At 71.8% G+C, this 24,701-nt stretch carries 25 protein-coding genes; 13 read left to right on the top strand and 12 right to left on the bottom strand.

The features are described 5' to 3' along the window. Positions 1–98: 98 nt before the first annotated feature. Positions 99–1,118: a questin oxidase family protein gene (locus tag OG700_RS22400; protein ID WP_405616271.1), complete on the top strand. Its 1,020-nt coding sequence runs from the start codon at positions 99–101 to the stop codon at positions 1,116–1,118. A 79-nt stretch (positions 1,119–1,197) separates the two neighbouring features. On the opposite strand, the gene OG700_RS22395 is transcribed toward OG700_RS22400, so the two are convergent. The 3 genes from OG700_RS22395 to OG700_RS22385 all read right to left on the bottom strand — a co-directional run bounded on the left by OG700_RS22395 (position 1,198) and on the right by OG700_RS22385 (position 3,219). After that, complete coding sequence (locus OG700_RS22395; RefSeq protein ID WP_405616269.1) at positions 1,198–1,830, bottom strand: class I SAM-dependent methyltransferase; 633 nt, start codon at positions 1,828–1,830, stop codon at positions 1,198–1,200. Between the two features lie 108 nt (positions 1,831–1,938). Then, complete coding sequence (locus OG700_RS22390; protein ID WP_405616267.1) at positions 1,939–2,772, bottom strand: SDR family NAD(P)-dependent oxidoreductase; 834 nt, start codon at positions 2,770–2,772, stop codon at positions 1,939–1,941. A gap of 48 nt (positions 2,773–2,820) precedes the next feature. After that, the gene (locus tag OG700_RS22385) at positions 2,821–3,219 is read right to left on the bottom strand and encodes a PPOX class F420-dependent oxidoreductase (protein ID WP_405616265.1); all 399 of its coding nucleotides are present in this window, start codon (positions 3,217–3,219) and stop codon (positions 2,821–2,823) included. 164 nt (positions 3,220–3,383) lie between these two features. Between OG700_RS22385 and OG700_RS22380 the strand changes: the two genes are divergently transcribed. Beyond that, positions 3,384–3,923, top strand: coding sequence for a TetR/AcrR family transcriptional regulator (locus tag OG700_RS22380; RefSeq protein WP_405616263.1), 540 nt, complete (start codon positions 3,384–3,386; stop codon positions 3,921–3,923). Positions 3,924–4,163: 240 nt separating this feature from the next. Here OG700_RS22380 and OG700_RS22375 read toward each other — a convergent pair whose 3' ends face one another. Continuing rightward, positions 4,164–4,547: a cold-shock protein gene (locus OG700_RS22375; protein ID WP_405616261.1), complete on the bottom strand. Its 384-nt coding sequence runs from the start codon at positions 4,545–4,547 to the stop codon at positions 4,164–4,166. A 236-nt stretch (positions 4,548–4,783) separates the two neighbouring features. Here OG700_RS22375 and OG700_RS22370 point away from each other — a divergent pair, with 236 nt between their 5' ends. Further along, positions 4,784–5,032: a hypothetical protein gene (locus OG700_RS22370; protein WP_405621886.1), complete on the top strand. Its 249-nt coding sequence runs from the start codon at positions 4,784–4,786 to the stop codon at positions 5,030–5,032. On the opposite strand, the gene OG700_RS22365 is transcribed toward OG700_RS22370, so the two are convergent. Next, a complete protein-coding gene (locus OG700_RS22365) occupies positions 4,987–5,748 on the bottom strand; it encodes an HAD family hydrolase (RefSeq protein WP_405616259.1) in 762 nt (253 codons plus the stop codon). The genes OG700_RS22370 and OG700_RS22365 overlap by 46 nt on opposite strands. Before the next feature lie 126 nt (positions 5,749–5,874). Here OG700_RS22365 and OG700_RS22360 point away from each other — a divergent pair, with 126 nt between their 5' ends. From OG700_RS22360 to OG700_RS22345, 4 genes are all read left to right on the top strand, one after another. After that, positions 5,875–6,909, top strand: a complete 1,035-nt coding sequence (locus OG700_RS22360; RefSeq protein WP_405616257.1) for a FecCD family ABC transporter permease — start codon at positions 5,875–5,877, stop codon at positions 6,907–6,909. Then, a complete protein-coding gene (locus OG700_RS22355; RefSeq protein ID WP_405616255.1) occupies positions 6,906–8,006 on the top strand; it encodes a FecCD family ABC transporter permease in 1,101 nt (366 codons plus the stop codon). The genes OG700_RS22360 and OG700_RS22355 overlap by 4 nt, the downstream gene beginning before the upstream one ends. Before the next feature lie 68 nt (positions 8,007–8,074). Beyond that, on the top strand, positions 8,075–8,875 hold the full coding sequence (locus tag OG700_RS22350; protein ID WP_405621884.1) for an ABC transporter ATP-binding protein: 801 nt from the start codon (positions 8,075–8,077) through the stop codon (positions 8,873–8,875). Positions 8,876–8,977: 102 nt separating this feature from the next. Next, positions 8,978–9,286 (top strand): hypothetical protein, encoded by a 309-nt coding sequence (locus tag OG700_RS22345; RefSeq protein WP_405616253.1) that lies wholly within the window; start codon positions 8,978–8,980, stop codon positions 9,284–9,286. Positions 9,287–9,447: 161 nt separating this feature from the next. Here OG700_RS22345 and OG700_RS22340 read toward each other — a convergent pair whose 3' ends face one another. Further along, complete coding sequence (locus OG700_RS22340; RefSeq protein WP_405616251.1) at positions 9,448–10,575, bottom strand: hypothetical protein; 1,128 nt, start codon at positions 10,573–10,575, stop codon at positions 9,448–9,450. A gap of 98 nt (positions 10,576–10,673) precedes the next feature. Next, the gene (locus OG700_RS22335; protein ID WP_405616249.1) at positions 10,674–11,582 is read right to left on the bottom strand and encodes a nitroreductase/quinone reductase family protein; all 909 of its coding nucleotides are present in this window, start codon (positions 11,580–11,582) and stop codon (positions 10,674–10,676) included. 454 nt (positions 11,583–12,036) lie between these two features. On the opposite strand from OG700_RS22335, the gene OG700_RS22330 reads away from it, so the two are divergent. Beyond that, complete coding sequence (locus OG700_RS22330) at positions 12,037–14,562, top strand: helicase C-terminal domain-containing protein (protein ID WP_405616247.1); 2,526 nt, start codon at positions 12,037–12,039, stop codon at positions 14,560–14,562. 3 nt (positions 14,563–14,565) lie between these two features. Here the strand turns inward: OG700_RS22330 and OG700_RS22325 are convergent, their stop codons facing one another. Both OG700_RS22325 and OG700_RS22320 read right to left on the bottom strand, forming a co-directional pair. Next, the gene (locus OG700_RS22325) at positions 14,566–14,703 is read right to left on the bottom strand and encodes a hypothetical protein (RefSeq protein WP_405616246.1); all 138 of its coding nucleotides are present in this window, start codon (positions 14,701–14,703) and stop codon (positions 14,566–14,568) included. After that, positions 14,700–15,416: a VanZ family protein gene (locus tag OG700_RS22320; RefSeq protein WP_405616244.1), complete on the bottom strand. Its 717-nt coding sequence runs from the start codon at positions 15,414–15,416 to the stop codon at positions 14,700–14,702. Before OG700_RS22320 ends, OG700_RS22325 begins: the two co-directional genes overlap by 4 nt. 343 nt (positions 15,417–15,759) lie before the next feature. On the opposite strand from OG700_RS22320, the gene OG700_RS22315 reads away from it, so the two are divergent. From OG700_RS22315 to OG700_RS22305, 3 genes are all read left to right on the top strand, one after another. After that, positions 15,760–16,734 carry a WD40 repeat domain-containing protein gene (locus OG700_RS22315; RefSeq protein WP_405616242.1) on the top strand — a complete coding sequence of 325 codons (975 nt, stop codon included), beginning with the start codon at positions 15,760–15,762 and terminating at the stop codon, positions 16,732–16,734. 159 nt (positions 16,735–16,893) lie between these two features. Continuing rightward, positions 16,894–17,166 carry a hypothetical protein gene (locus tag OG700_RS22310; protein ID WP_405616240.1) on the top strand — a complete coding sequence of 91 codons (273 nt, stop codon included), beginning with the start codon at positions 16,894–16,896 and terminating at the stop codon, positions 17,164–17,166. A gap of 118 nt (positions 17,167–17,284) precedes the next feature. Beyond that, complete coding sequence (locus tag OG700_RS22305; protein WP_405616238.1) at positions 17,285–18,928, top strand: DNA repair helicase XPB; 1,644 nt, start codon at positions 17,285–17,287, stop codon at positions 18,926–18,928. Positions 18,929–19,088: 160 nt separating this feature from the next. Here OG700_RS22305 and OG700_RS22300 read toward each other — a convergent pair whose 3' ends face one another. After that, on the bottom strand, positions 19,089–19,298 hold the full coding sequence (locus tag OG700_RS22300) for a hypothetical protein (RefSeq protein WP_405616236.1): 210 nt from the start codon (positions 19,296–19,298) through the stop codon (positions 19,089–19,091). A 482-nt stretch (positions 19,299–19,780) separates the two neighbouring features. Between OG700_RS22300 and OG700_RS22295 the strand changes: the two genes are divergently transcribed. Then, entirely contained in the window at positions 19,781–21,790 is a 2,010-nt protein-coding gene (locus tag OG700_RS22295) for a HelD family protein (RefSeq protein ID WP_405621882.1), read from the top strand. Positions 21,791–21,804: 14 nt separating this feature from the next. Beyond that, positions 21,805–22,677, top strand: coding sequence for a signal peptidase II (locus OG700_RS22290; RefSeq protein WP_405616234.1), 873 nt, complete (start codon positions 21,805–21,807; stop codon positions 22,675–22,677). Between the two features lie 61 nt (positions 22,678–22,738). On the opposite strand, the gene OG700_RS22285 is transcribed toward OG700_RS22290, so the two are convergent. Then, positions 22,739–23,443: a copper homeostasis protein CutC gene (locus OG700_RS22285; RefSeq protein WP_405616232.1), complete on the bottom strand. Its 705-nt coding sequence runs from the start codon at positions 23,441–23,443 to the stop codon at positions 22,739–22,741. 154 nt (positions 23,444–23,597) lie between these two features. Further along, complete coding sequence (locus OG700_RS22280; RefSeq protein ID WP_405621880.1) at positions 23,598–24,602, bottom strand: hypothetical protein; 1,005 nt, start codon at positions 24,600–24,602, stop codon at positions 23,598–23,600. Between the last annotated feature and the right edge of the window lie 99 nt (positions 24,603–24,701).

Below are 24,701 nucleotides of genomic sequence, written 5' to 3'. Positions count from 1 at the left end.
GCCGGGACCCCTCGGTCCCCGGTCCTAGGACCGGGGCGTACGAGCCTGGTCCGCGCGGCCGATACGCGCCCCGAACGCACCGGCATAGCGTCGTGCCCATGACCAACGACACCGGTGTTCTGGAAGAAGCCCTGGAGCGGCTGCACGCCTCCGGTCCCGAGATCGACGAGTGGCGCCTCACCAACCACGCACCCATGGTGGTCGAGGCGCTCACCACGCACGGGCAGTCGGCCGCCGTACACCGCTGGCTGGACGCCTACCAGGTCAGGCTCGACGACTTCCCGGCCCTGGTCTCCCCCGTCACCGACGCCAACTGGCTTACGGCTCTGGGCGATCCGCGCCGCGGCGCCGACTGGATCGGGTACTTCCTGCGCGCGATCGAGGAGCGGCCCTGGCGGGACGTACTCGCCGAGTGGTGGCCCCGGCTGCTGCCCGGAATGTACGGCGGGTCCACCCACCCCGTGATCCGGGTCGGCCACGCCGTCCGCGTCATCACCGAAAGCGGCGAGACCGGACCGCGCCTGACCGAACTCGCCCACGGACTCGGCTACTGGGCCGCCCGGCACCATCCGGTCTCCGGGGTCGCCCCGCTCGGCGGCGCCTCCGACGCCGACGGCGCGCTGGACGCCGTGCCCCCGATCGGCGACCTCCAGGGCGGCTTCCAGGCCCGGCTCGCACAGGTCGGCGGGCTGCCGGTCTGGTCGGCCGACGTGACCGACCCGGACGAGGCACGGCGCCGGCTGACGGACCTGGTGGCCGCGGCCACGCACCGCTACGCCACCCACGGCCACGGCAACGAGACGATGCTGGTCCACGCGGCGACGGCACCCAACGCCGTACTGCGTGCGCTGCCCGCCCTGCCACGCGCCCTGTGGGTGCCGAGCCTGCACGCGGCGTGGACGGCCACGGCGGCGGTGACGGCGATGTACGCCCCGGCGGAGCCGGTCCCGTACACACCGGTCACCGGCACCACCCCCGAAGAGGTGCTGGAACGCGCCCTGGCCCACGGCGACGAACACGTCATCAAGTTCGCCGACACGGCGGTGGCCGTGGGCGGCGAACGGGCACTCACCGCGGCGCTGCGCGCGGTCGAGCTGAGCGAACCGCTGAGCTACTGAGGCGAGCTACTGAGGCGAACTGCTGGGGCAAACCGCTCAGGACGCAGGCCGATGGGGAGAGAAAGCAGCCGTGGTCCCGTCAGACCTCGTTACGGAAGACGAGCAGATAGCGCCAGAAGAGCAGCCTGCGGATGCCGCATCCGGGCAGCAGCACCGCGGCCTCCCGGCGGATCTGGGCCAGCGGCATCGTCGGCTGCCGCACCGGCGCCTTCACCCGTCCTCGGCCGGTCGCGGCAGAGGCGGGGCGGAGCTGGTCCCGCACGGCGACGGCGAGCCTGGCGGCGGCGTTGACGGGCACGGCTGCCAGGCTCCAAGCCCAGTCGAGCCGGGTCTTCGCCGGGTAGCAGCCCAGGATCACGAGGACCCCGCCGGGCGCGAGCGCGTCACGCAGCGCGGCGACAGTGTCGAAAGGCATGTGGTGGATGCCGGCCAGGCACGAGATGAAGTCGTAGCGCCCCTTGGGCAGTTCGACTCCGGTGACGTCCGCGTGCTCGAAGCGCGGGCTCCGGTCACCGGGTATCCGCCCGGACAGCGCGCGGGCCTCCGCGATGGCCTCCTGCGACGGGTCGATCGCATCGACCTCCATGCCCAGGTGGGCAAGCCGGCACGCGAACCGGCCGGTCCCACAACCGACGTCCAGTGCCGCACCCTGGTTTCGCGGCACCTGGCGCAGCAGCAGACGGTGGTAGTGGTCGTTGTGATCGAACGGCATGGCCCGACCCTGCCACAGCGGATGCGGATGCGGATGCCGCTGTCGATGGACACCGGACGGAACCGGGCCGGCCGGCCAACTCGGCGCAGCGGGACGAGGCCCGCCGACTCAGCCCTCCGGGTGGGCGGCGAGCAGCCGCTCGGTGTGCTCGCGCAGTCGCCGCGCTTCCTCGATCGCGAACGCGGGACCGTGCGGGCTGAGCGGCTCTCCCCGTACAACGGCGCTGAGTGACGCGGCGGGCGGGTCGTCCAGCAACGTGAGGATCGGAGCCGCGGCCTCCTCGACCGACCGGGCGGATCGGCGCATCGCTTCGATCTGTGCCATGACGTCCGGGGTGTACTGCCCGGAGAAGCTGGTGCTGACCGTTCCTGGATTGAGCAGTACGTACCGCACCGTCGTCTCCGGTCGACTGTCCGCGAAGCCGACGCCGAGCAGGTCGTTGAGCCGTCCTCCTTGCGCGAGCGCCCGTTGGCCTTCGTACTCCCGTGCCAACTGAAGGTCTTCCCAGTGGATCTCTCCTCCGCCGCCGGGGCCGGCGACGTTGAGGATGACCGGGGTGTCAGCGGCTTCGAGCAGATCGGCCAGCTCGTGGCTCAGCAGGAAGCGGCTCAAGTAGAAGTGCGCGAAGGTGTTTTCGAGACCTTCGGACGTCACCAGGCGGGTGGTCCTGAAGTGCCGGGCGCACAGCACCAGGGCATCGATTTTCGTACAGATCGACCGGATCTTGTCGATCGCCGCTCTGGTCTCGGCCACCAGGCCCAGGTCGGCCCGCACGAAGTGCGCCCGCCCGGCCGCGTCATGGCGTCGCGCGGCGTCGAGCCACGCCTCGCCCTTCTCGGCGCTGCGCCCGACGACTATCACCTCCTGCCCTCTGTCCAGGTAGGTGAGGGCGAGAGCCCTGCCGATGCCGTCGGTGCCACCGGTGATGACATAGGTGTTCATCGCTGTACTCCCTCGCTGTTCGTCCGGCTCAAGGTCACAGATCACAGGTCACAGGAACCGCGCCGCGATCTTCTCGGGGACGACGTGCACGGTGACCAGTTCCGGAAGGACGGCATACGACTCCGGGTGGTGCTCGGCGTAGGTCTTGTCGGTGTACTTGACGGCCAGTTCGTCCAGCCGCTCCCCGCTGCCCGCGCTCTCGAATCGCGCGATGCCGCTGATGACCGCGTACCCGTAGGGCTCGTCGGGCGGGTTGACCGTCACGCTCAACCGCGGATCGCGCCGCAGATTGCGGATCTTGAGCTTGTCGACACCGGTCACGAAGAACAGGGCGTCGCCGTCTCGCCCCACCCAGACCACCGACTGGTGCGGGCTGCCGTCGGGCTGGAGGGTCGCCACGGTGACGAAGACCCGGGAATCGAGGACATCTTTCAACTTCTCAGACATGTGAACCGGGCTCACGCATGACTCCTGGAGTGAGGAACGGCGCGACGACGGGCGCGCCAGACAGATCAACCGCCACAACTATGTGGCACTTAATCATGGAAGAGCAATAGCCATGAGGTATTTGCTGGCCGGTCGATCCCACTCCTGCGTATGCTCCGGTCACGATGAGAGCTGACGCGGCACGCAATCTGGACGCGGTCCTGGAGACCGGAGCACGCCTGCTCGCGCGGGACCCCCGTACGAGCATCGCGGCAATCGCCCAGGCGGCGGGCGTCGACCGCCGCACCGTCTACCGCCGCTTCGAGACCCGCGAGGCCCTGATGGCCGCGGTGCACGTGGCCAAGCTCGACGCCTGCGAGGAAGTCCTCTCCCAGGCGCGGCTGGACAAGGCGCCCGTGGTGGCGGCACTGCACCGGTACGCGGAAGGCATCATCACCGTCAGCAGGCGATGGCCGGTGGACGTGCGGCAAGTACAGGACCCGGCGGCGGCCGCCCGCCTTGGCCGGCTGATCGAGCAGCTCGACGCCTTCATGGCCCGCGCGGTGCGCGAGGGTTTCGTACGCCCGGGCCTTCCGGACCGCTGGGCCCGGTCCCTGCTGGTCCATCTCAGCAACATCGCTTCGCACGAGATGCCGGAGCTGACCCCCGCGCAGGGGGCCGACATGGTGGCGCAGTCCCTGTTCACCGGACTCGGCCCCACCTGACACGGTCGGCGCGGCGGCCTGGCGCCGCGCCGACAGAAACGGGGCACTGCGCCGACAGAAGTGGGGCAGAGCCTAGGGTCTTTCGTTTGGATCAGGCCGGATGAGGGAGCGGGGTCTGGTGCCGTGGATCGCGAGGCGGAGGAGGGAGGCATGGCGGGAGCCGTGCCTGCCCTTCCGCCGTCAACGCGGCGAGGCGCGGCACCAGGGACCGCGAGCCCGGCAAGATCCAAACGAGAGGCCCTAGACGTCGAGTTGGTCCGCCACCGCGCGCAGCAGGCCCGCGATGTTCGCGCCCTGGGTCTTGTCCGGGTAGCGGCCGCGCTCCAGCGTGGGGGTGATGCTCTCCAGGAGCGTCGTCAAGTCCTGGACGATCGAGGCCAGTTCGTCGGGCTTACGGCGCTGGGCCGCCGCCACCGAGGGGGTCGGGTCGAGGACCGTGACCGAGAGGGCCTGGTCGCCGCGCTGGCCCGCGACAACGCCGAACTCCACGCGCTGGCCCGGCTTCAGTGCGTCGACTCCGGCAGGGAGGACCGATGAGTGGACGAAGACGTCGCCGCCGTCGTCACGGGAGAGAAAGCCGAAGCCCTTCTCGCGGTTGAACCACTTGACCTGGCCGGTAGGCACGTCTGTCCTCGTCCTCATGTGTGTTGGGGGCGCTGGCGCGCACAAAAACGGCTCTGGATAGCACTACAGCGGGTCGGGCGACCCGCCATCCCCAAGGCTAATGGTCCAGGGGCTGGTGACAAGACGTCGCCGGTTGGTTCCTGTCCGCAGGGAACTACCCTGGTGGAGTGACTGCTACTCCTTCATCACCCACGGCTGACCCCACCGCTGATTTCACGGCTGATTCCACCGCCGACGTGGCCGGTCCCGGGGACCGGCTGGTCCGGGTCGGGGCGATCGTCTTCATCGCCGGCGCGGTGGCCACACTGGTCACCGTGGCCCCACTGTTCCTCGGGACGGACCCGTTCCCGACGGTCGCCTACGCGCTCTCCATGCTGATGGGCGTCGGCTTCGTCATCGCCGGCGCCGGGCTGCTCCGGTCGATCGCCGCGCAGCGCCGTCAGGCCAGGTCGGCCACCGACCCGGTGACGGGCTCCGCCGCGTAGGACGCCGCGCGGGACCGCAGCCACTCCGGGAACGCCAGCAGGTCCGGCAGCACCACGTCCGCGCCCGCCGCCCGCAGTTCCGCCTCGTCGCAGGGGCCCGTCGGCACCGCGACCGAGAGCGCGCCCGCCGTACGGGCGCCCCGTACATCGCCGGTGTGGTCGCCCACGTACACGCTCGCGCCGTGCTCGCGCAGCGCCTCCGCCTTCGCTTCCGCCCACAGCCCGCCGATGACCGCGTCCGGCTCCACGCCGAGGTGCGCCAGATGCAGCTTCGCGTTCGGCTCGTGCTTCGCCGTCACCACGATCGCCCGCCCGCCGAGCGCCTGAACTGCGGCGACGGCCTCGCGGGCACCGTCCATCAGCAGCGTCGGCGCGATGGCGTGTGTGGGATAGATCTCCCGGTACCGGTCACCCATCGCCGCGATGCGGTCGGCCGGGAACCAGTGCGCCAACTCCTGGTCCAGCGGCGGACCCAGCCTGGTCACGGCGAGGTCGGCGTCGATCGCGACACCCGTCTCGGCCGAAAGCGCGAGGAAGGCGGCGTGGATGCCGGGCCGTGAGTCGATGAGGGTCATGTCGAGGTCGAAGCCGACGGTCAGGGGTCGCGCGGCCGGGGCCGGGGCCGGGATCGGAGCCGGGGCCTGCGTCGGAATCGGGGCCTGTATCGGAGTCAGGATCGGGGCCGGGTCCGGAGTCGGGAGCGGGAGGGCAGTCATACAAACATTGTGCCTGCACCCCTCCGCCCGACTGTGGCTTGATCTCGGCACCTAGACTTAGCCAAGCCTTACCAAGCCACGCCGTCGTGCCCCCCAGAGCCGGCGCCCTGTCCCCGATTGGTCCCGATGCCAGCCGCCGCCCCGACGACCCACCGCACCAGACGTGCCCTCGTCGCCCGCCGCGCCGGCTGGACGGCCGCCGCGGCAGCTGCCCTGCTGCTCGCGGTGCTGCTCAGCCTCGCGGTCGGGGCCCGCGCCGTCGCGCCGAGCGCCGTGTTCGACGCCCTGCTCAACGGGGGTCACAGCGAGGACGCCGAGGTCGTACGGCAACTACGGGTCCCCCGTACCGTCATCGGCCTGATGGTCGGCGCCGCGCTCGCGCTCGCGGGTACGGTCCTCCAGGGCATCACCCGCAACCCCATCGCCGACCCCGGCATCCTCGGCATCAGCCAGGGCGCGGCGGTCGGCGTCGTGATGGCCATCGCCTTCGCCGGGGTGCACACGCTGACCGGATACGTGTGGTTCGCGTTCGCCGGGGCGGCCGTCGCCTCGGTCGCCGTGTACGCCATCGCCGCCCGTGGCAGGGGCGGCGCGACGCCGGTCAAACTCGCCCTCGGCGGCGCCGCGATCAACGCGCTCCTGGTGTCCGTGACGATGGGCATCCTGACGACGCGGGCCGCCGCGCTGGACGAGTTCCGCTTCTGGCAGGTGGGCTCGGTCGCGGGCCGGGACGCCGAACTCGTCGGCCAGGTCTGGCCGTTCCTCGTCGTCGGCACGGTCCTGGTGCTGAGCGTCGCCCGCGGCCTCGACGCGCTCGCGCTCGGCGAGGACGTCGCGAAGGGCCTCGGGCAGAACGTGGGAGCCGTCCGCGTCGTGGGCGGCGTCGGCGCGACCGTACTCGTCGGTGTCGGGGTCGCGGCGGCCGGGCCGATCGCGTTCGTCGGCCTCGCCGTCCCGCACATCGCCCGCGCGATCGTCGGCAACGACCACCGCTGGCTGATGCCGATGGCCGCGCTCGTCGGGCCGGTGATGCTGCTCGTCGCGGATGTGCTCGGCCGGATCCTGTTCCCGCCGGGCGAGGTGCCGGCGGGTGTGATGACGGCGCTGCTCGGTGTGCCGTTCCTGGTCGCTCTCGTACGCAGGAAGGCGGTACCGGCATGAGCGCGACGCTTGTCGACCGGAAGGTCACCGGAGCGCGCGCCGGCGTGCGGCCCGCCGGGTACTCCCTCATACGCACCCGGCTGGGCGCCCGGCGCGTGTCGTTCCTCGTGCACCGGCGCGCGGCCGTCGTCGCGGTCGCCCTCGTGCTGCTGCTCTGCCTCACCTGCGTCGCGTACCTCAGTGTCGGCGAGAGCTTCGTCGCGCCCGCCGAGGTCCTGAAGGTGCTCTTCGGGCAGCCGTCGCCGGACGAACTCGTCGTCGGCACCCTGCGGCTGCCCCGCATGGTGGTCGGTCTCCTCGTCGGCGCCGCCTTCGGCGTCTCCGGCGCGCTCATCCAGACCGTCGCCCGCAACCCGCTCGCCAGCCCGGACATCATCGGTGTCACGCAGGGCGCGAGCGCGCTGACGGTCTTCGCGATGACGTACGGAGTCACGTCGTTCACCGTGCTGCCGTACCTCTCGGTCACGGGCGGCATGCTGGCGGCCGTGCTCGTGTACGTCTTCGCCTGGCGCGGCGGGCTGCACGCCACCCGCTTCGTGCTCATCGGCATCGGTTTCGCGATCGCGCTGCGCTCGCTCACCACGCTCTTCATGACGAAGGGCGACTATCTCGTCGCCCAGCAGGCCCAGGTGTGGATGACCGGCTCGCTCAACGGCCGCGGCTGGGACGAGGCCACGCCGCTGGGCTGGGTGCTGCTGATCCTGCTGCCGGCGGTGGCGTGGGCGGCGTACGCCCAGCGCACGGTGTCGATGGACGACGGTACCGCCACCGCGCTCGGCGTGCGCCTGGGGCACATACGGCTCGGGCTCGTCCTGCTCGGTGTGGTGCTCGCCTCCGTCGCGACGGGCACGGCGGGGCCGGTGGACTTCGTGGCGCTGCTCGCGCCGCAGATCGCGCGGCGGATGACGCGTACGGCGCAGATTCCGCTGCTCTGCTCCGCGCTGCTCGGCGCGGTGATCGTCGTGCTCGCGGATCTCTTCGCGCGCAAGCTGTTCGCGCCCACCGAACTGCCCGTGGGGGTGCTCACGGCGGCGATCGGCGCGCCGTATCTGATCTGGCTGATCATTCGCAGCCGTACCGCGGGAGCTGGAAAGTGAGCAAGGGCATGGACAAGTCCATGAGCACGGCCATGAGCAAGGGCATGAGTTCGGGTATGAGCACGGGCATGAGCAGGCTCACGGCGCACGAGCTGACGCTCGCCTACGACGACCGCACGGTCGTCCACGACCTCGAACTGGCCATCCCCGACGGGCGGGTGACCGTGATCGTCGGCCCGAACGCCTGCGGCAAGTCGACCACGCTGCGCGCGCTCGGGCGGCTGCTGAAGCCGAAGAGCGGTTCGGTGCTGCTGGACGGGGCGGAGCTGGCGAGCATCCCGACGCGGAAGATCGCGCAGTCGATCGGCCTGCTGCCGCAGTCACCGTCCGCGCCCGAGGCGATCACCGTCGCCGACCTGGTCTCGCGCGGGCGCCAGCCGCACCAGCACTGGTGGCAGCAGTGGTCTCAGGAGGACGAGCGGGCCGTCACGGACGCGATGGCGCGTACGGACGTGACCGAGCTGGCCGAGCGGCCGGTCGACGAACTGTCCGGCGGGCAGCGGCAGCGCGTATGGATCGCGATGGCGCTGGCGCAGGAGACGGATCTGCTGCTGCTGGACGAGCCGACGACGTTCCTGGACATCGCGCACCAGGTGGAAGTCCTCGACCTGGTGCGCCGGCTCAACCACGACCAGGGGCGCACGGTCGTGATCGTGCTGCACGACCTCAACCAGGCGGCGCGGTACGCCGATCACCTGGTGGCGATGAAGGAGGGCCGGATCGTCGCGGAGGGCGGGCCGGGCGAGGTCGTCACGGCGGAGCTGGTACGGGAGGTGTTCGGCCTCGAATCGGTGGTGGTCCCGGACCCGGTGACGGGGTCGCCGCTGGTGGTGCCGGGGGCACCGTACCGGCCGGGGGGCGGGGCGTAGTTCTCCTGGTCGCCGCGTAGTCGTTGTCTGCCGGGGCAGCCGGAGAGGGAGCCGACGCGTGACGAGCGCGTCGACCGGCGACGGGAGATGACAGTCATGGCGATGGAGGAGCGGGGACGGGAGTACGCGAGGAACGGCGGGCCGGGTGACGGGCCGGCGGGCGAGCCGGAGCCGCTGTCGGAGCTGGAGCGCGGCACCGTCCAGCGGGCCCAACTCCGCACCCGTATCGCGGACATCGCCTGGACGGCGCTCATCGTCGTTCTCGGCGCGTGGGCGTTGTGGAGTGCGGTCGGCATCGCGCGGGAGACGGCGAACGCGTGGGTCTACTGCGTGATCGGCGCCGTCCTGTTCACCGTGGCGCTGTGGGCCCGGCTGTCGACCTTGAAGGCGCGTGCGCGCACACACTTGTAACGCGCTTGTCGTGGGGTGAAGCGGCGAACGGGGCGGCCCCCGAAACGCGGCCCGTTCGCCGCATGACGCCGCTCGACACCGCATGACGCCGCTCGACACCGCTTGTCATCGCTTGTCATCGCTTGTCATCGCTTGAGGGCACACCGGCGAAGCCGCAGGCGTCAGCGGACGGAGCGGGAGCGCCACACCAGGAACAGCGCCGAGCTGACCGCCGCCACCCGTACGACCAGCGGCCACGTCTCCGAGACCGCCGCGCCCATCGCGTCCTCCGGGATGGCCTCGCCCCAGCGCTTCGTCATACGGCCCCAGAGCCAGACCCCGCCACCGACGGCGGCCACGATCGGCAGCCCGAAGACCGCCAACTTCGCCTCGAAGACCGACAGTCGACGTGAGGCGTACGCGAGGACCCAGCCGCCGGCGAGCGCCAGCCAGGAACCGAGGACCGCGCCGACGACAAGAAGGGCGGCGGCCAGCAGCAGGAACGGGTTGGTGAGCCGGAGCCCGGGGCGGGCGGCGGTGTCGGCAGGCGCGGGCGCGGGCTTCTTGCCGCGGCGGAGCAGCCGTGGCAGCAGCCCGCCCCGGCCGGGCGGCGGCTCCGCCGCCTCCACCGCGTCGTCCTCGGCCGCCTCCTCCTCCGCGAGCCGGGCCGCCCTCTCGGCGCGTTCCTCGGGCGTGGGCGGCGGCTTCAGTATCTCGGGGATCTCGACGCCACCGACGAACCCGGAGACCCCGGTCGCCGCGCCCAGCGGCTCGGGGTCGACACGCCACCAGTCGGGTTCGCCGCCGGACGGCCCGAGTTCGTCCGTACCGGCCAAGTGGGGTGGGGACGCGGTGGGTCGGGCGGGCTGCTCGGGTACGGCCCGGCGTGTCTGCTTCGGCAGCGAGGGTTCGGCCCGCCCCTCTCGGGGACCACCGAGCCCGAGCCCCAACCCCAGCCCCAACCCCCGGCCGCGCTTGCCGCGTTGCTTCGGCAGCGTGCGCCCGGGCGAGGGGGCGGGCAACGGCTCGGGCGGAGGTTCCCGGTCGGCGTACGCATCGGCCGACCCACCACCGGCCCCACCGCCCGCCGCCGCCGCGCCCACCACCTGGTCCGGCGAACCGAGCCGCCCCAGGATGCGGCGGACGGCGGCGGGGCTGTCGGCGCCGAACTTCCCGCGCTGCTTGTCGATCTCGCCGCGCAGCGCCGAGACGAGTCTCATCCGTTCACCGGAGGGCAACTGCCGTTGCTGGGCCACGTCTCCGACCCGGCTCAGATAGTCGTAGACGAGCTGGTCGCTCTCGATCCCCACACTGCCCTCCGCACATGCGCGCCGTACCTGCGGCCGATGGTGTCGCGCTCGTCCCCGTACGTCCAGTACGGCACGGACGAGCGGACCCGGTCACGGCATCAGGCAGGAGGAGCCGGCGGCCACGGCACCTCCGCCACGAGGGGCAGGATCGTCTCCTCCTCGTAGTCGAGGTGCGCGGTCAGCTCCGCCGTCAACCGCGCCAACTCCCCACGGAAGTAGGGCGGATCGACGGCGCCGAGGTCGGCCGACAACGCCACCAGCCCGTTTTGGAGGCGCGCGACCGTACGGTGTTCGGCGCGGAGCCGGTCGAACACATCGGTCAACCGCGGGTGGTAGCGGGCGATCCCGGGGAACAGATGCCCGTCCTCGCTGGTGTGGTGGAACTCAAGCGCCTGACAGAACGCCAGGCAGCGCTGCCGGATCTGGAGCCCGAGGCCCGGTACCGGCGGCGCACCGGGACCCTCGTGCGCGGCGAGCGCCGCGAGGTGCGCGTCGACGTCCGCCGTCACCAGCCTTAGCTGGACACGGAGTTGGTCATGGACTTGAAGGATCTTGTCGGCGAGGGTCCGCACCTCGCGCGGGCTCTGTCCGTCGTCGGGCACGGCGGGCTCCAGCACCACGACCGGCAGGGTGCGGGCGGTCTCGGCCTGGTGGTCGCCGTAGCGGGGGGCCTCGCGTACGACACGCGCGAACAGCTCGTCGCGCCCGGCCCCTTCGGCCGGGACCGCGAGGGCCTGGTAGGCGCGGGTGCCGATCTCGACGTCCACCACGGGGTGGGCGAGCAGATTGCGGTACCAGTGGGGGTGGCCGGGGGCTCCGAGGTTGGACGCGACGATCAGGAGTGAGCCGCCGTGGCGGACGTACCCGAGGGGGGTGGTCCTGGCGGTTCCCGATGTCGCGCCGGTGGTGGTCAGCAGGAGGAGATTCCCGCCCTCGAAGGGGCCACCGACCTGTCCCCCGTTGGCGCGGAACTCCTCGATGACGGATTCATTGAACGACGTGGGCATGCGTTTCTGGTTCTCCGGAGGATGAAGGCAGCCGCGTCGGCGCACGGCAGAGCCGGGGCCGGGGACCGCGAAAGAGCGAAAGAGCGAAAGATGAGAAGCGCGAGGCGCGAGGCAAGAAGCGCGAGGTGAGAGGCGACGTGCGTGCGGTGGCGCTCGTGTGCGCCGGCTCGCTACGTCACGCGGTCACACGGTCACGTATCGGGTCGCGGAGTAGGTACTCATGGCGGATCCCTCGTATGAAGGGTGCTCGCCCGGTCACCGGCCCGCCCACTGCTCTTCGGCCGGCACCACGCGGCACCACTTCCATTACATGCAGCTGTCCAGCGCCTGTCAACAAACCCGGGACACCCCGGGGACGCCGCACGCCCCCTCGACGGCCGACACCCCGGTCAGGCGTCCCACAGGGGCTAACGTGGGGCGGATGGGAACCAGCTAGCCGCCCCTGGAGGCGCACGTGTCCGAACGAACCGGCGGAACGCCCCCGCGTACGCTCGCGGAGGCCCTGCGCACCCGCGACAACGACGCGCTGGCCGCCCTGCTGCGCACGCGTCCCGACCTGCTGAGCCCCGTACCGAACGACCTCAGCCAGCTCGCCACCCGGGCCGGCACCCGCGCCTCCGTCATGCGGGCGCTGGAGCGCCTCGACCGCTTCACGCTCCAGACCGCCGAGGCGCTGGCGGCCTCGACCGACCCCGCGCCGTACGACGCCGTACGCGCGCTGATGACCGGCGACGAGGGCGACCCGCGCGTCGAGGCGGCCCTGCCGCTCGCCGTCGCCGCGCTGCGCGAGCAGGCGCTGATCTGGGGCGCCGACGACCGGCTGCGGCTGGTCCGTACGGCCCGCGAGATCCTGGCCCCGTCCCCCAGCCACCCCTCCCCGACGGGGCTCGGCCCGACCGTCGCCGAGGCCACGGCGGGGATGTCGCCCGGCCGGATCCAGGAGATCATCACCACCGCCGGTCTGCCCTCCACGCACGACCCGGTCTCGGCGGTCACCGCGCTGGCCGCGCTGTTCACCGACCGCACCCGCATGGCGGCGCTGCTCGACACGGCCCCGCCCGACGCGCTGACCGTGCTCGACCGGCTGGTGTGGGGGCCGCCGTACGGAGAGATCACCTCCAAGCCCGCGCCGCCCGTGCAGTGGCTGCGTGACCACGGGCTGCTGCTGCCGACCTCCACGCGCACCGTCGTGCTGCCGCGTGAGGCCGCGCTGCATCTGCGCGGGGGCCGCGCGCACCGGCACGCCGAGCCCGAGCCGCCGGCGATCCTGCCGCACCCCTCCGCGTCGTTGCCGTCCGCGAGCCGTCCACAGGTTGTGGACAGCGCGGCGGCGGCGCAGGCGTACACCGCGCTGGAGACCATCGAGGAGCTGGCCAAGGAGTGGAACGAGGGCGGCCCGAACGTCCTGCGCGCCGGCGGCCTCTCCGTACGCGACCTCAAGCGCACCGCCGCCGCACTGGACGTCACCGAGCCCGTGGCCGCGTTCTGGGTCGAACTCACCTACGCGGCAGGGCTGTTGGCGGCGGACGGCGAGGCGGACGAGCGGTACGCGCCGACGCCCGCCTACGACCAGTGGCCCGACCTGCCGCCCGCCGAGCGGTGGGCCCGGCTGGCCACGGCCTGGCTGGGCGCCACCCGCACCGCTGGCCTCGTCGGCGGCCAGGACAGCAAGGGCCGTACGCTCGCCGCGCTCGGCCCCGACCTGGACCGGGGCGCCGCGCCGGAGGTACGGCGCCACGTACTGGACCTGCTCGCGAGCCTCCCGGAGGGCACCGCCCCCGACCCCGAGAGCGTGCTCGCCCGGCTGCGCTGGGAACGCCCGCTGCGCGGCGCGGTCGCCGGGCGGCCCGAGGATCTGCGGGCGCGTATCGCCGCGTGGACCCTGAACGAGGCGGAGATGCTGGGCGTGACCGGCCGCGGCGCGCTGTCGTCGCACGGCCGCGCGCTGATCGCGGCGGACGGCGGGGCGATGGGATCGTTCCCGAAGCCCGCCTCCCGCGCCGCCACGGGCGCGGAACTCCCGGCCACCGGCCTGCAAGCCGCCCGCGCCCTCGCGCCACACCTCCCCGAACCGCTGGACCACGTCCTCCTCCAGGCCGACCTCACCGCCGTCGCGCCCGGGCCGCTGCTGCGTCCGCTCGCCGAGACGCTGTCCGTGATCGCCGACATCGAGTCGCGCGGCGGCGCGACCGTCTACCGCTTCACGCCCGCGTCCGTACGCCGCGCGCTCGACGCCGGGCTGTCGGCGTCCGACCTGCACGCGTTCCTCGCGGCCCACAGCCGTACGCCGGTACCGCAGCCGCTCAGTTACCTCATCGACGACATGGCGCGGCGGCACGGACATCTGCGGATCGGCTCCGCGTCGGCGTACGTACGCTGCGACGACGAGGCCGTCCTGGACGAGATCCTGGCCGACCGGCGCTCCCACGGCCTGCGGCTGCGCCGCCTCGCCCCCACCGTCCTCGCGGCCCAGGCGGACCCCACGACGCTCCTGGACGGGCTGCGCGTGATGGGCCTCGCACCGGCCGCCGAGTCGGCGGAGGGTGACGTCCTGGTCACCCGCGCCCACGCGCACCGCACCCCGCCGCGTACGCCGCCGGCCCCCGTTCCCGACGGCCCGCCGGTGCCCGCGCCTTCGATGCTCGGCGCGGCGGTGCGGGCGATCCGGGCCGGGGACCGGGCGGCGACCGTCGTACACAAGACACTCCCCGAACCGGCGGCGGCAGCCGCGCCGGGCGGTGAGCTGCCCCGTACGACATCGGCCGAGACCCTGGCGACGGTCCAGGCCGCCGCGCTGACCGGGTCGGCGGTCTGGATCGGCTACGTCAACGCGGAGGGCGCGGCGAGCCAGCGCGTGATCGCGCCGGTACGGGTCGAGGGCGGCTTCGTGACGGCGTACGACCACACGGCGGACGAGGTCCGCACGTACCCGCTGCACCGCATCACGGGCGTCGCGGAACTGGCGGACGACCCGGCGTAACGCCTACTTCCGGGCCCGCCGGGACGCGTCTTCGGGTCCGGCGGGCTTCTTCTTCGCGGCGGGCTTCTTCTTGACTGTGGCCTTCTTGGCGGCGGCCTTCTTGGCGACGGGCTTGTCGGCGGCGGGTTTCTTCCTGCTCACGGCCGCCGCGTACTTCTTCGCCGCCACGGGCTCGCGCTTGACCGCCGCCCGCACGCGCTCGGCCCACGGCGCGCGACCGGTCGTATGCGTGACCACCCCGCACGCCGGGCCTTCCTCTCCGCCGCCCGCACGCGCTCCCGTTCCCGCTCGCGCTGGGCCTGCGCCTCCAGCGAGCGGAACCCCAGGGTGTGGAAGCGGTGGCTCAACCCGCGCCCCAGCAGCAGGTACGCGAGGAACGCACCGCTCGTGTTCATGATCACGTCGTCCACGTCGAAGGCCCGGCCCTCGACGATCGCGCCCTGCGCCAGTTCCACCACGGTCATCATGACCGCGGTCAGCACCACCACCCGCAACATCCGGAACCTGCGCGGCACCAGCACCGGCAGCAACAACCCGAACGGCGCGCCCATCAGCACGTTGCCGCCAACCTGCTTGCAGGCGGCGAGGAAGGTGTAGTCCTCGGCGTACTGCCGCAGCGAATGCCCCGGCCGGAGATTGGCCCCGGCGACGCCCGCGGAGGCGGGGGACGGCGTGAGCGTCAACTCCGCGAGGACAACGGCGAATCCGACGAGCAGGAGAAGCGCACCGGCGAGAATGACCACCCGCAGCACGGCTCCGCCCCACGACGTACTCCAGGTCGAGATCGCGTTCCCCGAACCATCCACGGCGCGCCCTGTCGCCCGCCCACCATTGCGTTCCGTCTCACCGGCCATACGCCCCGCTTTCCCCCGAAGGGGCCGCCTACGCAGCCGAGTCGGGCCGGTTGTCAGACCCCCCTGGAAGGATCACCGATGCCTGGGGAGAGGCAGGCGGTTCCGCCGGTGCCGGTTGTCTCCGCGAGTCACTTGATTGAGGGGGACGACGATGTCGACCGACATGTACGGCGTACGGGTTCTGGAAGTCGATCCTGACCAACTCCGCCTCAGGCTGAAGGTGTTCGTCGTCTATTACGAGGTGGAAGAATCTCCACGACTTCTACCACGAGCGTGATGGCGCCTGGCAGGACGAGGAGCTGCTGGTCCAGGGCGAGTACGAGATACGGGTCACGGACCGCGAGTGGTTGGCGCACCTGAGCGAGGGACAGTCCTGGGCCTCGGCCTTCTTCCCCCTGAACGGCGACAGCTGGACGGCCGAGGACGCGCCGCACATACCCGACCTGTCCGAACCCGCATATACACCCTGCGGCCGTTCGAGACGACAACGGGCAGCCTTGAGCACGACCACGTCGAGACCCTGGAGTTCTCGGACGACGGCATGTACCTGGCGGTGTGCAGCGATCAGGGGCGGGTGTGGGTGTACGACACCGCGGACTGGAGCGAGACCCTGCACGCCCACGCCGGTGACTGGATCGTGCCGGTGATGATGTGGGTGCCGGGCGAGCACGTCCTCGTGGTCAAGTGCTACCCCTCCGTGGACGAGCCCGAGGAGGAGTCGCAGTGGGCCTATGACGTGGACCGGGGCACGAAGGTCGAGGCACCCTTCCAGCGCGGGCTCCGCCGCTCCGGCGACGGCGCGTACCGGATCAGCCGGAACCTCGCGGGCGAGGGCGGTTTCGACCTGCACGAGGAGCGGCGTGAGCCCTACCGGCGGCTGTCCCACGCCGGTAAATGGGACCCGATCCAGTGCCACGCCTTCTCCGGCGACTCCTCCCAACTGTTCCTCGGCGCGCAGCGGAACCTGTACGTGGTCGACCCGGCGAAGGGTGAGGTGGTCGACAAGGTCATGGACGCCTCGGAGCGGTTGTTCAAGATCGCCGCCAGCCCGGACGGGAGCTACCTGGCGATCGGCAGCTTCACCCGGAAGCTGAGCTACCTGGTCCTCGGCGATGACCGGCCGCACGAGTTGTGCATCTGGCGGACGGCCGACAAGAAGATCATCCTGGGCCACCAGTTCCGCACGTACATCGACGCACTCGCCTGGTCCCCGAACGACGGCCGCTGCCTCGCGGTCGCCCTGGAGCCCCTGGGCGACGGCCAGTTCCACCAAGGCAAGACGGAGATCGCCGTCTTCCCGATGGATCCGGGCCGTTGAGCACCACTTCGTCCCACGCCGCGACCGCCGTCCGTTGTCGCGCCCCGTGGGGCGACCTGGACGAGGGCCTGCCGTCGCTCGTGGCCGACCCCGCGCTGGGTGAGGTGGACGAGGGCTACGGGATCAGGTACGTGGTGCGTCATCTGCTGGAGGCCGGGCGTGAACAGGACGTGCGGCATCTCCGAGCCGTACGACGGCGTGTGCGCGCCGGCGCTCGTCGCCGGGGCGATCCCCGCGACGGAAGGTGCGCCGGTCCTGCGCGAGGCATGGGAGATGGCGCGGGGTGTGGCCGGCGCGGCTGACCGCGCCGGGGCGCTGATCGAGTCGCGGCGGTACTTCCCCCGGCGGAGCGGGGATCTCCGCCGGCGGAGGCCGTCCGCGATCCGCAGGTTCCTCCAAGCGTTCCTGGACACGCACCGCTGGTGGCCGTGAGGACCAGGCCCCGGGCGCACTCGTACGCGGCCACCGCGGCCCCGAAACCCCCGGCGATGCGCGACACTGGACGTTTGGCCGTGTGAAGTGGCCGTACGAAGGACGAAAGGGCGCGGCTGTGAATGGACCTCTCATCGTCCAGAGCGACAAGACGTTGCTGCTGGAGGTCGACCACGAGCAGTCCGACGCCTGCCGGCGGGCCATCGCGCCGTTCGCCGAGCTGGAGCGGGCGCCCGAGCACATCCATACGTACCGGCTGACCCCGCTCGGGCTGTGGAACGCGCGGGCCGCCGGGCATGACGCCGAGCAGGTCATCGACGCGCTCGTGGCGTTCTCGCGCTATCCGGTGCCGCACGCGCTGCTCGTGGACGTCGCCGAGACCATGGCCAGGTACGGGCGGCTCACGCTGTCCAAGCACCCGACCCATGGGCTCGTGCTGACCAGTACCGACCGGCCGGTGCTTGAGGAGATCCTGCGGTCGAAGAAGGTGCAGCCGCTCGTCGGTGCGCGGCTCGATCCGGACACCGTCGCCGTGCATCCCTCCGAGCGCGGGCAGATCAAGCAGACGCTGCTGAAGCTGGGCTGGCCGGCGGAGGATCTGGCCGGGTATGTGGACGGCGAGGCGCACGCCATCGAGCTGGACGAGCGGGAGTGGTCGCTGCGGCCGTATCAGAAGCAGGCTGTCGAGGGCTTCTGGCACGGTGGCTCCGGGGTCGTGGTGCTGCCGTGCGGGGCGGGCAAGACGCTCGTCGGCGCGGGCGCGATGGCGCAGGCGAAGGCGACGACGCTGATCCTCGTCACGAACACCGTCTCCGCCCGGCAGTGGAAGCACGAGCTGATCCGGCGTACGTCGCTGACCGAGGAGGAGATCGGCGAGTACAGCGGTACGCGCAAGGAGATCCGCCCGGTCACGATCGCGACGTACCAGGTCCTCACGGTCCGGCGTAAGGGCGTCTATCCGCATCTGGAGCTGTTCGACTCCCGCGACTGGGGGCTGATCGTCTACGACGAGGTGCATCTGCTGCCCGCTCCCGTCTTCAAGTTCACCGCCGACCTCCAGGCGCGGCGCCGGCTCGGGCTGACGGCCACGCTGGTACGGGAGGACGGCCGCGAGTCGGACGTCTTCTCGCTCATCGGGCCGAAGCGCTTCGACGCGCCGTGGAAGGAGATCGAGGCGCAGGGCTACATCGCGCCGGCGGACTGTGTCGAGGTACGGGTCAATCTGACCGACAGCGAGCGTCTGGCGTACGCGACGGCCGAGCAGGAGGAGAAGTACCGCTACTGCGCGACGACGGCGACGAAGCGCAAGGTGACGGAGGCGCTGGTCCGTAAGCACATGGGCGAGCAGACGCTGGTCATCGGCCAGTACATCGACCAGCTCGACGAGCTGGGCGAGCATCTGGACGCCCCGGTGATCAAGGGCGAGACGAGCAACGCGCAGCGGGAGAAGCTGTTCGAGGCGTTCCGGCAGGGCGAGATCTCGGTGCTTGTCGTGTCGAAGGTCGCGAACTTCTCGATCGACCTGCCGGAGGCGACGGTCGCCATCCAGGTGTCGGGCACGTTCGGCTCCCGCCAGGAAGAGGCGCAGCGACTGGGCCGGGTGCTCCGTCCGAAGGCGGACGGGCACGAGGCGCGCTTCTACTCGGTGGTGGCCCGCGACACGATCGACCAGGACTTCGCGGCGCACCGCCAGCGCTTCCTCGCGGAGCAGGGATACGCCTACCGCATCGTGGACGCCGACGAGCTGCTGGCAGGCAACTGAGAGAGGGGGCGCGGTCGCCGGGAGGTACGGAGCCGGAGGGCGGTCGCGGATGCGCGGGCGGCCGCGGATGCGCAGGCGGCCGCGGATGCGCAGGCGGTCGCGGATGCGCAGGCGGTCGCGGACGGTGGCTCCCGGGCGGAGGAGCGCGAGAAGCAGCACGTCAGCGCATGATGCCCGCCTCCTCCCCGTACTCACCGAGGACGGCCACGCTGAACGCGGCGGCCACGAAGACCTTGACCGCCCGCAGCGCGTTACCGAACGGGTGCGGTGCGTGCGTGCCGGAGTGAGGGGCGGAACCGAGCGCCGTCGCCCCGCTGTGCGGCGGGCCGGCGTGCACGGAGGGGACCGGGGTGAACGTCGCTGTACTCATACATCAATGGTGCTTCTTCAGCGACCGCGGCACATCGCTCCGCAGAGGGAATCAGCGGGGTCGCTTCGTACGTCCCGGTAGAGGATGCGACATCCCCTACGAGGACTACGCCCCAGCCCCCGACCGCTACCAGGGGATGAGCGTCCCCCGAGAAACCCGTTCGCCCCGCCGCCGCCCGCTGACTACAATCGCCGTCTTCCCCCGCCTCCCTCCGAGGAGCGCCGCCGCCCGGTCGGAAACCGGCCGGCTGCCCTGACGTGATCCACCGCCGACACCCGGGCCGCCGCCACCCCGTCACCACCGGGTCGCGGCCCGTCGGCCTGCGTACATCCGGAGGCACCACCGTGTCCGCGCACGACCCCGCACCGACAAGCACCGGCACAAACACCGGCACAAACACCGATACAAGCACCGGCACCGGCACCGATCCGCTCGCCCGCGAGCGCGCCCACCTCGGCGCCTCCCGCGCCGCCCTGCGCTCCATGCGCGAGGACGTCCAGGCCCTCGACATCCGCGACGTGACGGCGAACTGGGTCAACGCCGCCGTCCTCGAATCGCAGATCGAGGACCGCGTCAAGGCGCTCGCCGACCTCTCCCACACCCCGCTCTTCTTCGGCCGCCTCGACTACGAACACGCCGTCGGCTCCGACGAGGCCGAGGGCGCCGAGGGCGAGCGCTTCTACATCGGCCGCCGGCACGTCCACGACTCCGACGGCGACCCGATGGTCATCGACTGGCGCGCGCCCGTCTCGCAGGCCTTCTACCAGGCCTCCAAGAAGAACCCGCTGGACGTCGGCCTGCGCCGCCGCTTCGGCTACACGGGCGGCGAGTTGACCGCGTACGAGGACGAACTCCTCTCCGACCCGACGCAGGAGGTCCACTCCAGCAAGCTCCTCCAGGCCGAGATCGAGCGCCCGCGCGTCGGCCCCATGCGCGACATCGTCGCGACGATCCAGCCCGAGCAGGACGACATCGTCCGCTCCGGGCTCGGCGGCTCCGTCTGCGTGCAGGGCGGCCCCGGCACCGGAAAGACGGCGGTGGGACTGCACCGGGTGGCGTATCTGCTGTACGCGCACCGCGACCGGCTGGCCCGTACCGGCACACTCGTCATCGGACCCAACGCCTCCTTCCTCCACTACATCGAGCAAGTGCTGCCCGCGCTGGGCGAGTTGGAGGTCAAGCAGGCGACCGTCGACGAGTTGGTGGCGTCGGGCACCGGCCAGGTGCGGGTGCAGGGCGTGGACAGCGCGGCGACGGCGGTCGTCAAGGGCGACGCCCGCATGGCGGGGGTGCTGCGCCGGGCGGTCCGTTCGCACGTCACGCTGCCGACCGAGCCGGTGATGGTGGTGCGCGGCTCCCGGCGCTGGCGGGTCCCGGCGTACGAACTCGAAGAGCTGGTACGGGAGCTGCTGGACCGCGACATCCGCTACGGCGCCGCGCACGACGCCCTGCCGCAGCGCATCGCGCACGCCGTACTCGTCCAGATGGAGAGATCCGGCGAGGCCCCCGACGACCGCGTGCAGGACGCGGTGGCCCGTAACCCCGCGGTGAAGGCCGCCGTGAAGGCGATGTGGCCCGCCGTCGACCCGGCGAAGCTCGTACTGCGGCTGCTCTCCGACGCGGACTTCCTCGCCGAGCACGCGCGGGGGCTGCTCACGGACGACGAGCAGAAGGCGCTGTTGTGGACGAAGCCGCCGCGGGGCCTGAAGACCGCGAAGTGGTCGTCGGCCGACGCGGTGCTGATCGACGAGGCGAACGACCTGGTGTCCCGCACGCACTCGCTCGGCCACGTCGTACTGGACGAGGCGCAGGACCTGTCGCCGATGCAGTACCGGGCGGTGGGCCGGCGTTGCTCGACCGGCTCGGCGACGGTGCTCGGGGACCTCGCGCAGGGCACCACTCCCTGGGCGACGGCGAGTTGGGCTCAGGCGCTGGCGCATCTGGGCAAGCCGGACGCGGTGGTCGAGGAACTGACGGCCGGTTTCCGCGTACCGCGCGAGGTGATCGCCTACGCGTCGCGCCTGCTGCCCGCGATCTCGCCGGGGCTGACGGAGGTGGCGTCGGTACGTGAGTCGCCCGGGTCGCTGGAGGTACGGGCGGTGGACGCGGACGCCTCGGCGGGTGCGGTGGTCGCGGCCTGCGTGGAGTCGCTGCGCCACGAGGGCTCGATCGGCCTGATCGCGGCGGACGCCCGTATCCCGGAGCTGGCCGCCGCGCTGTCGGCGGCGGACCTGCCGTACCTCGCCCCGGGCGAGGAGACGACGGCGGACTCCCGCCTGACGCTGGTGCCCGCGTCGCTGGCGAAGGGCCTTGAGTACGACTATGTGGTCCTGGACGAGCCGTCGGCGGTGGTCGCGGGCGAACCGGACGAGCGCACGGGCCTGCGCCGTCTGTACGTGGCGCTGACGCGAGCGGTGTCGGGCCTGACCGTGCTCCACGGCTCCCCGCTGCCGCACCAGCTGGACACCGCCTGGGCGGGGTCGGCCGGGTAGGCGACACTGTCCAGGTGAACTCGAACGATGCGCCCGAGGCGAAGACGGCGGCTGAGGCCGCAGAGGCAGCCGGTACGACCGCCGTCCCAGCCGCCCCGGCCGAGACGGCGCATCGGGCGAACGCCCCGGCCCGGGCCGAGGCGGACCGGGCCGACGCGGACCGGGCGATCGGCACGACCGCCTCCTCCGACACGAGCGACACGAGCGACGCTGTCGAGGCAGCGGGTGCGGGCGGTACGGCTGGCGACGGCGCGTCGGTGCGGGCGGCCAAGACGGCCACCGCCGAAGGCGGGAGCGAGGCCGGCATCAGCCCTGCCCCCAACCCCGCCCCCACCCGTCGGCTGTTCTGGTCCGCCATCGCCGTCGCCCTCACGCTGCTCCTTGTCGACCAGGCCACCAAGTGGTGGGCCGTCAGTGCGCTGGGGGATGCCAGGTCGATCGACGTCGTCGGCGACGTCATCCGCTTCTGGCTGGTCTACAACCCCGGCGCGGCCTTCTCCATGGGCACCGGCGTGACGTGGATCTTCACGGTCTTCGCCGGTGTCGCCGTGGTGGCCATCGCCTGGTACGCGTGGCGGGTGCTCTCCACCCCGTGGGCGTACGCGCTCGGGCTGCTCCTCGGTGGCGCCACGTCCCACTTCGGTGACCGGCTGTTCCGGGAGCCGGGTTTCGGGCGCGGGCATGTGGTCGACTTCATCGACTACGCGGGCTTTTTCGTCGGCAACGTCGCCGACATCGGGATCTTCGCGGGAGCGGTGACCATTGTGGTGCTCTCGTTCATGGGCATAGAACCGGTCCAGCGCGTGGAGCCCGCACAGCCGGGCGAGTCCGACGAGCCCGTGCAGTCCGCCGAGCCCGCGCAGTCCGCCGACAAATCGGCGGAGTGACCCCGGACGGGCTGCGGACGGGCTGCGCACGCAGCCCGTCCGCCGTGCAGGGCCTACGCGTCTACGCGTCGATCGCCTCGCGCCACTCCCGTACCGTCGCCTCGTCCACCGGCGCCCCCCAGCCGTTCGGCCGCGCCGCGCCGCCGATGTGGAAGGCGTGCAGGCCGCCCGCGCGCAGCCGCGGCAGGTGGTCCAGCCGCAGGCCGCCGCCGACGAGGAGTTCGGGTCCGTAGCCCGGTTCGCCACGGGCGGTGGACGCCGCCTCGGCCAGCAGGACCGGGATGCCTTCGTCGACCCCGTTCGCCGAACCCGCCGTGAGATACGTGTCCAGGCCGGGCAGCTCCGCGAGCTGCTTGCGCAGCGCGTCGCGGTCGGCCGCGCGGTCGATCGCCCGGTGGAACGTCCAGCGGCTGGGGTCCAGCTCCGCGACGAGCCGTTCGACTGTGACGAGGTCCGCGTTGCCGGCGGCGTCGAGGAAGCCGAGTACGAACTCGTCGGCGCCCTCGACCCGCATGGCGACCACGGATTCCACCAGCGCGTCCACGTCTTCCGGTGAGCCCGCCGAGAAACCGTCCTGGAGTCTCAGCATCACGCGCAGCGAGATGTCGACAGAGGCACGGATCTTGGCGAAGGTCTCGACCGTCGGGGTCAGACCGTCCGCCGCCATGTCGGTGACCAGCTCAAGGCGGTCCGCCCCGCCCGCCTGGGCCGCGACAGCGTCCTCGGCATTGAGGGCGATCACCTCCAGGACTGCACGCTTGCTCATGGGAACCCATTCCGTTCGGGAGGCTAGGAAGCCGGGCCAGGACCTGGGACGACCGGTCGGCAGTAGGCCCGCTTCGGATCTATAGGTCTAGTCCAATAGCCAGCCTACGACGCCGTACGGCGCGTCCGCATCATCAAACCTCCAGCACACCACATCAGTGACCCTGCGCCCGCACGGTGAAGGCCGCGGTACGGACCTTCCCCTCGTGCTGGAAGTCGAAGAACAGCCGGTACGCGCCGTCGCTGGGCGCCGTCGCCCCGAAGGACACCTTCGCGCCCGACCGGCCGTCCGGGTGGACATGCAGATAGGCGAGGTCCCCGGCGCGCAGGGCGACGAGGTGACCGTACGCCCCGAGGTAGGGCTGGAGGTCATTGACGGGCTCACCGTCCTTGCTGACGGTCAGCTTCAGGTCGCTCGCCTTGCCGGGGGTCAGGGCGCCGTCGAGGGCGACCTGGTAGCCGTCGACCTCGGCGGTGGCGCGGACGGGCGGGAGGGCGGACGGCTTGTACGGCCCCGATACAGCGAGGTCGGCGCCGAGTGTGAGGTTCGTCGCGGCAGCCGCGTGGCCGCCTTCCTCATGGGCTCCGCCCTTCTCGGCCGCCTCGCCCTTCTCGGCCACCTCGCCCTTCCCACCCTTCTCACCCGTCGCGCCCGGTGTGAAGTCGGCGAAGACCCGGTAGTCGCCCGCCTTGGGCAGGTCGACAGGGACGGACCAGACGCCGTCGGACGCCCGCGTCGGGTGCAGGTGACGGAAGACGGTCAGATCGCGCGAGGTGACGATGAAGTGCAGCTCCTTCTCGTGCTCGCGCTTGTACGAGGTGAGATTGCGGTCGTGCTCGTCCTTGATCGAGAACTTCACCTCCGTACGGGCCCCGGCCGCGATCGCCGAGTCTTCGAGGGCAAGGCTGTAACCGCCGTCGGAGATCTGGAGCCCGCCGGCGGGCAGCTTCGCCGCACCTTCCCCCGCACCGGCCCCCTCCTCCGCCTCCGCTTCCTTCTCCGCCCCCGCCCCCTCGCCCGCCTCGTGCCCCTTCCCATGCTGCGCGGGCGGCGGCTTCTCCCCGACGACGGGATCCGTCCCCGACCCCACGCCGTAGGCGACGCCGAACGTCACGGCGAGCGCGGCGGCGTACGCGGTAATCCTGACTCCGGTGTTCATGGTGATGTTCATACCTCCGAAGATACCCCTAGGGGGTATAAAGTCAAGCGAGGAACTACCCTTGCTTCCGATAGGGGCGAGGGGTATACATGGAATGAG

Source organism: Streptomyces sp. NBC_01508, from assembly GCF_045040315.1.
Lineage (GTDB): Bacteria > Actinomycetota > Actinomycetes > Streptomycetales > Streptomycetaceae > Streptomyces.
Note: the sequence above shows the minus strand (reverse complement) of the source record. Positions and strands in the feature narration are given on the sequence as shown.

Bases quoted from the DNA above. Each gene is read 5' to 3' on its own strand.
- OG700_RS22335 (WP_405616249.1), bottom strand. From the start codon at position 11,582: ATGCCCACGTCGTTCAATGAATCCGTCATCGAGGAGTTCCGCGCCAAC.
- OG700_RS22355 (WP_405616255.1), top strand. From the start codon at position 6,906: ATGAGCGCGACGCTTGTCGACCGGAAGGTCACCGGAGCGCGCGCCGGC.
- OG700_RS22400 (WP_405616271.1), top strand. From the start codon at position 99: ATGACCAACGACACCGGTGTTCTGGAAGAAGCCCTGGAGCGGCTGCAC.
- OG700_RS22320 (WP_405616244.1), bottom strand. From the start codon at position 15,416: ATGGCCGGTGAGACGGAACGCAATGGTGGGCGGGCGACAGGGCGCGCC.
- OG700_RS22345 (WP_405616253.1), top strand. From the start codon at position 8,978: ATGGAGGAGCGGGGACGGGAGTACGCGAGGAACGGCGGGCCGGGTGAC.
- OG700_RS22300 (WP_405616236.1), bottom strand. From the start codon at position 19,298: ATGAGTACAGCGACGTTCACCCCGGTCCCCTCCGTGCACGCCGGCCCG.
- OG700_RS22280 (WP_405621880.1), bottom strand. From the start codon at position 24,602: ATGAACACCGGAGTCAGGATTACCGCGTACGCCGCCGCGCTCGCCGTG.
- OG700_RS22380 (WP_405616263.1), top strand. From the start codon at position 3,384: ATGAGAGCTGACGCGGCACGCAATCTGGACGCGGTCCTGGAGACCGGA.
- OG700_RS22360 (WP_405616257.1), top strand. From the start codon at position 5,875: ATGCCAGCCGCCGCCCCGACGACCCACCGCACCAGACGTGCCCTCGTC.
- OG700_RS22285 (WP_405616232.1), bottom strand. From the start codon at position 23,443: ATGAGCAAGCGTGCAGTCCTGGAGGTGATCGCCCTCAATGCCGAGGAC.
- OG700_RS22385 (WP_405616265.1), bottom strand. From the start codon at position 3,219: ATGTCTGAGAAGTTGAAAGATGTCCTCGATTCCCGGGTCTTCGTCACC.
- OG700_RS22395 (WP_405616269.1), bottom strand. From the start codon at position 1,830: ATGCCGTTCGATCACAACGACCACTACCACCGTCTGCTGCTGCGCCAG.
- OG700_RS22365 (WP_405616259.1), bottom strand. From the start codon at position 5,748: ATGACTGCCCTCCCGCTCCCGACTCCGGACCCGGCCCCGATCCTGACT.
- OG700_RS22295 (WP_405621882.1), top strand. From the start codon at position 19,781: ATGCGCGAGGACGTCCAGGCCCTCGACATCCGCGACGTGACGGCGAAC.
- OG700_RS22390 (WP_405616267.1), bottom strand. From the start codon at position 2,772: ATGAACACCTATGTCATCACCGGTGGCACCGACGGCATCGGCAGGGCT.
- OG700_RS22350 (WP_405621884.1), top strand. From the start codon at position 8,075: ATGAGCAGGCTCACGGCGCACGAGCTGACGCTCGCCTACGACGACCGC.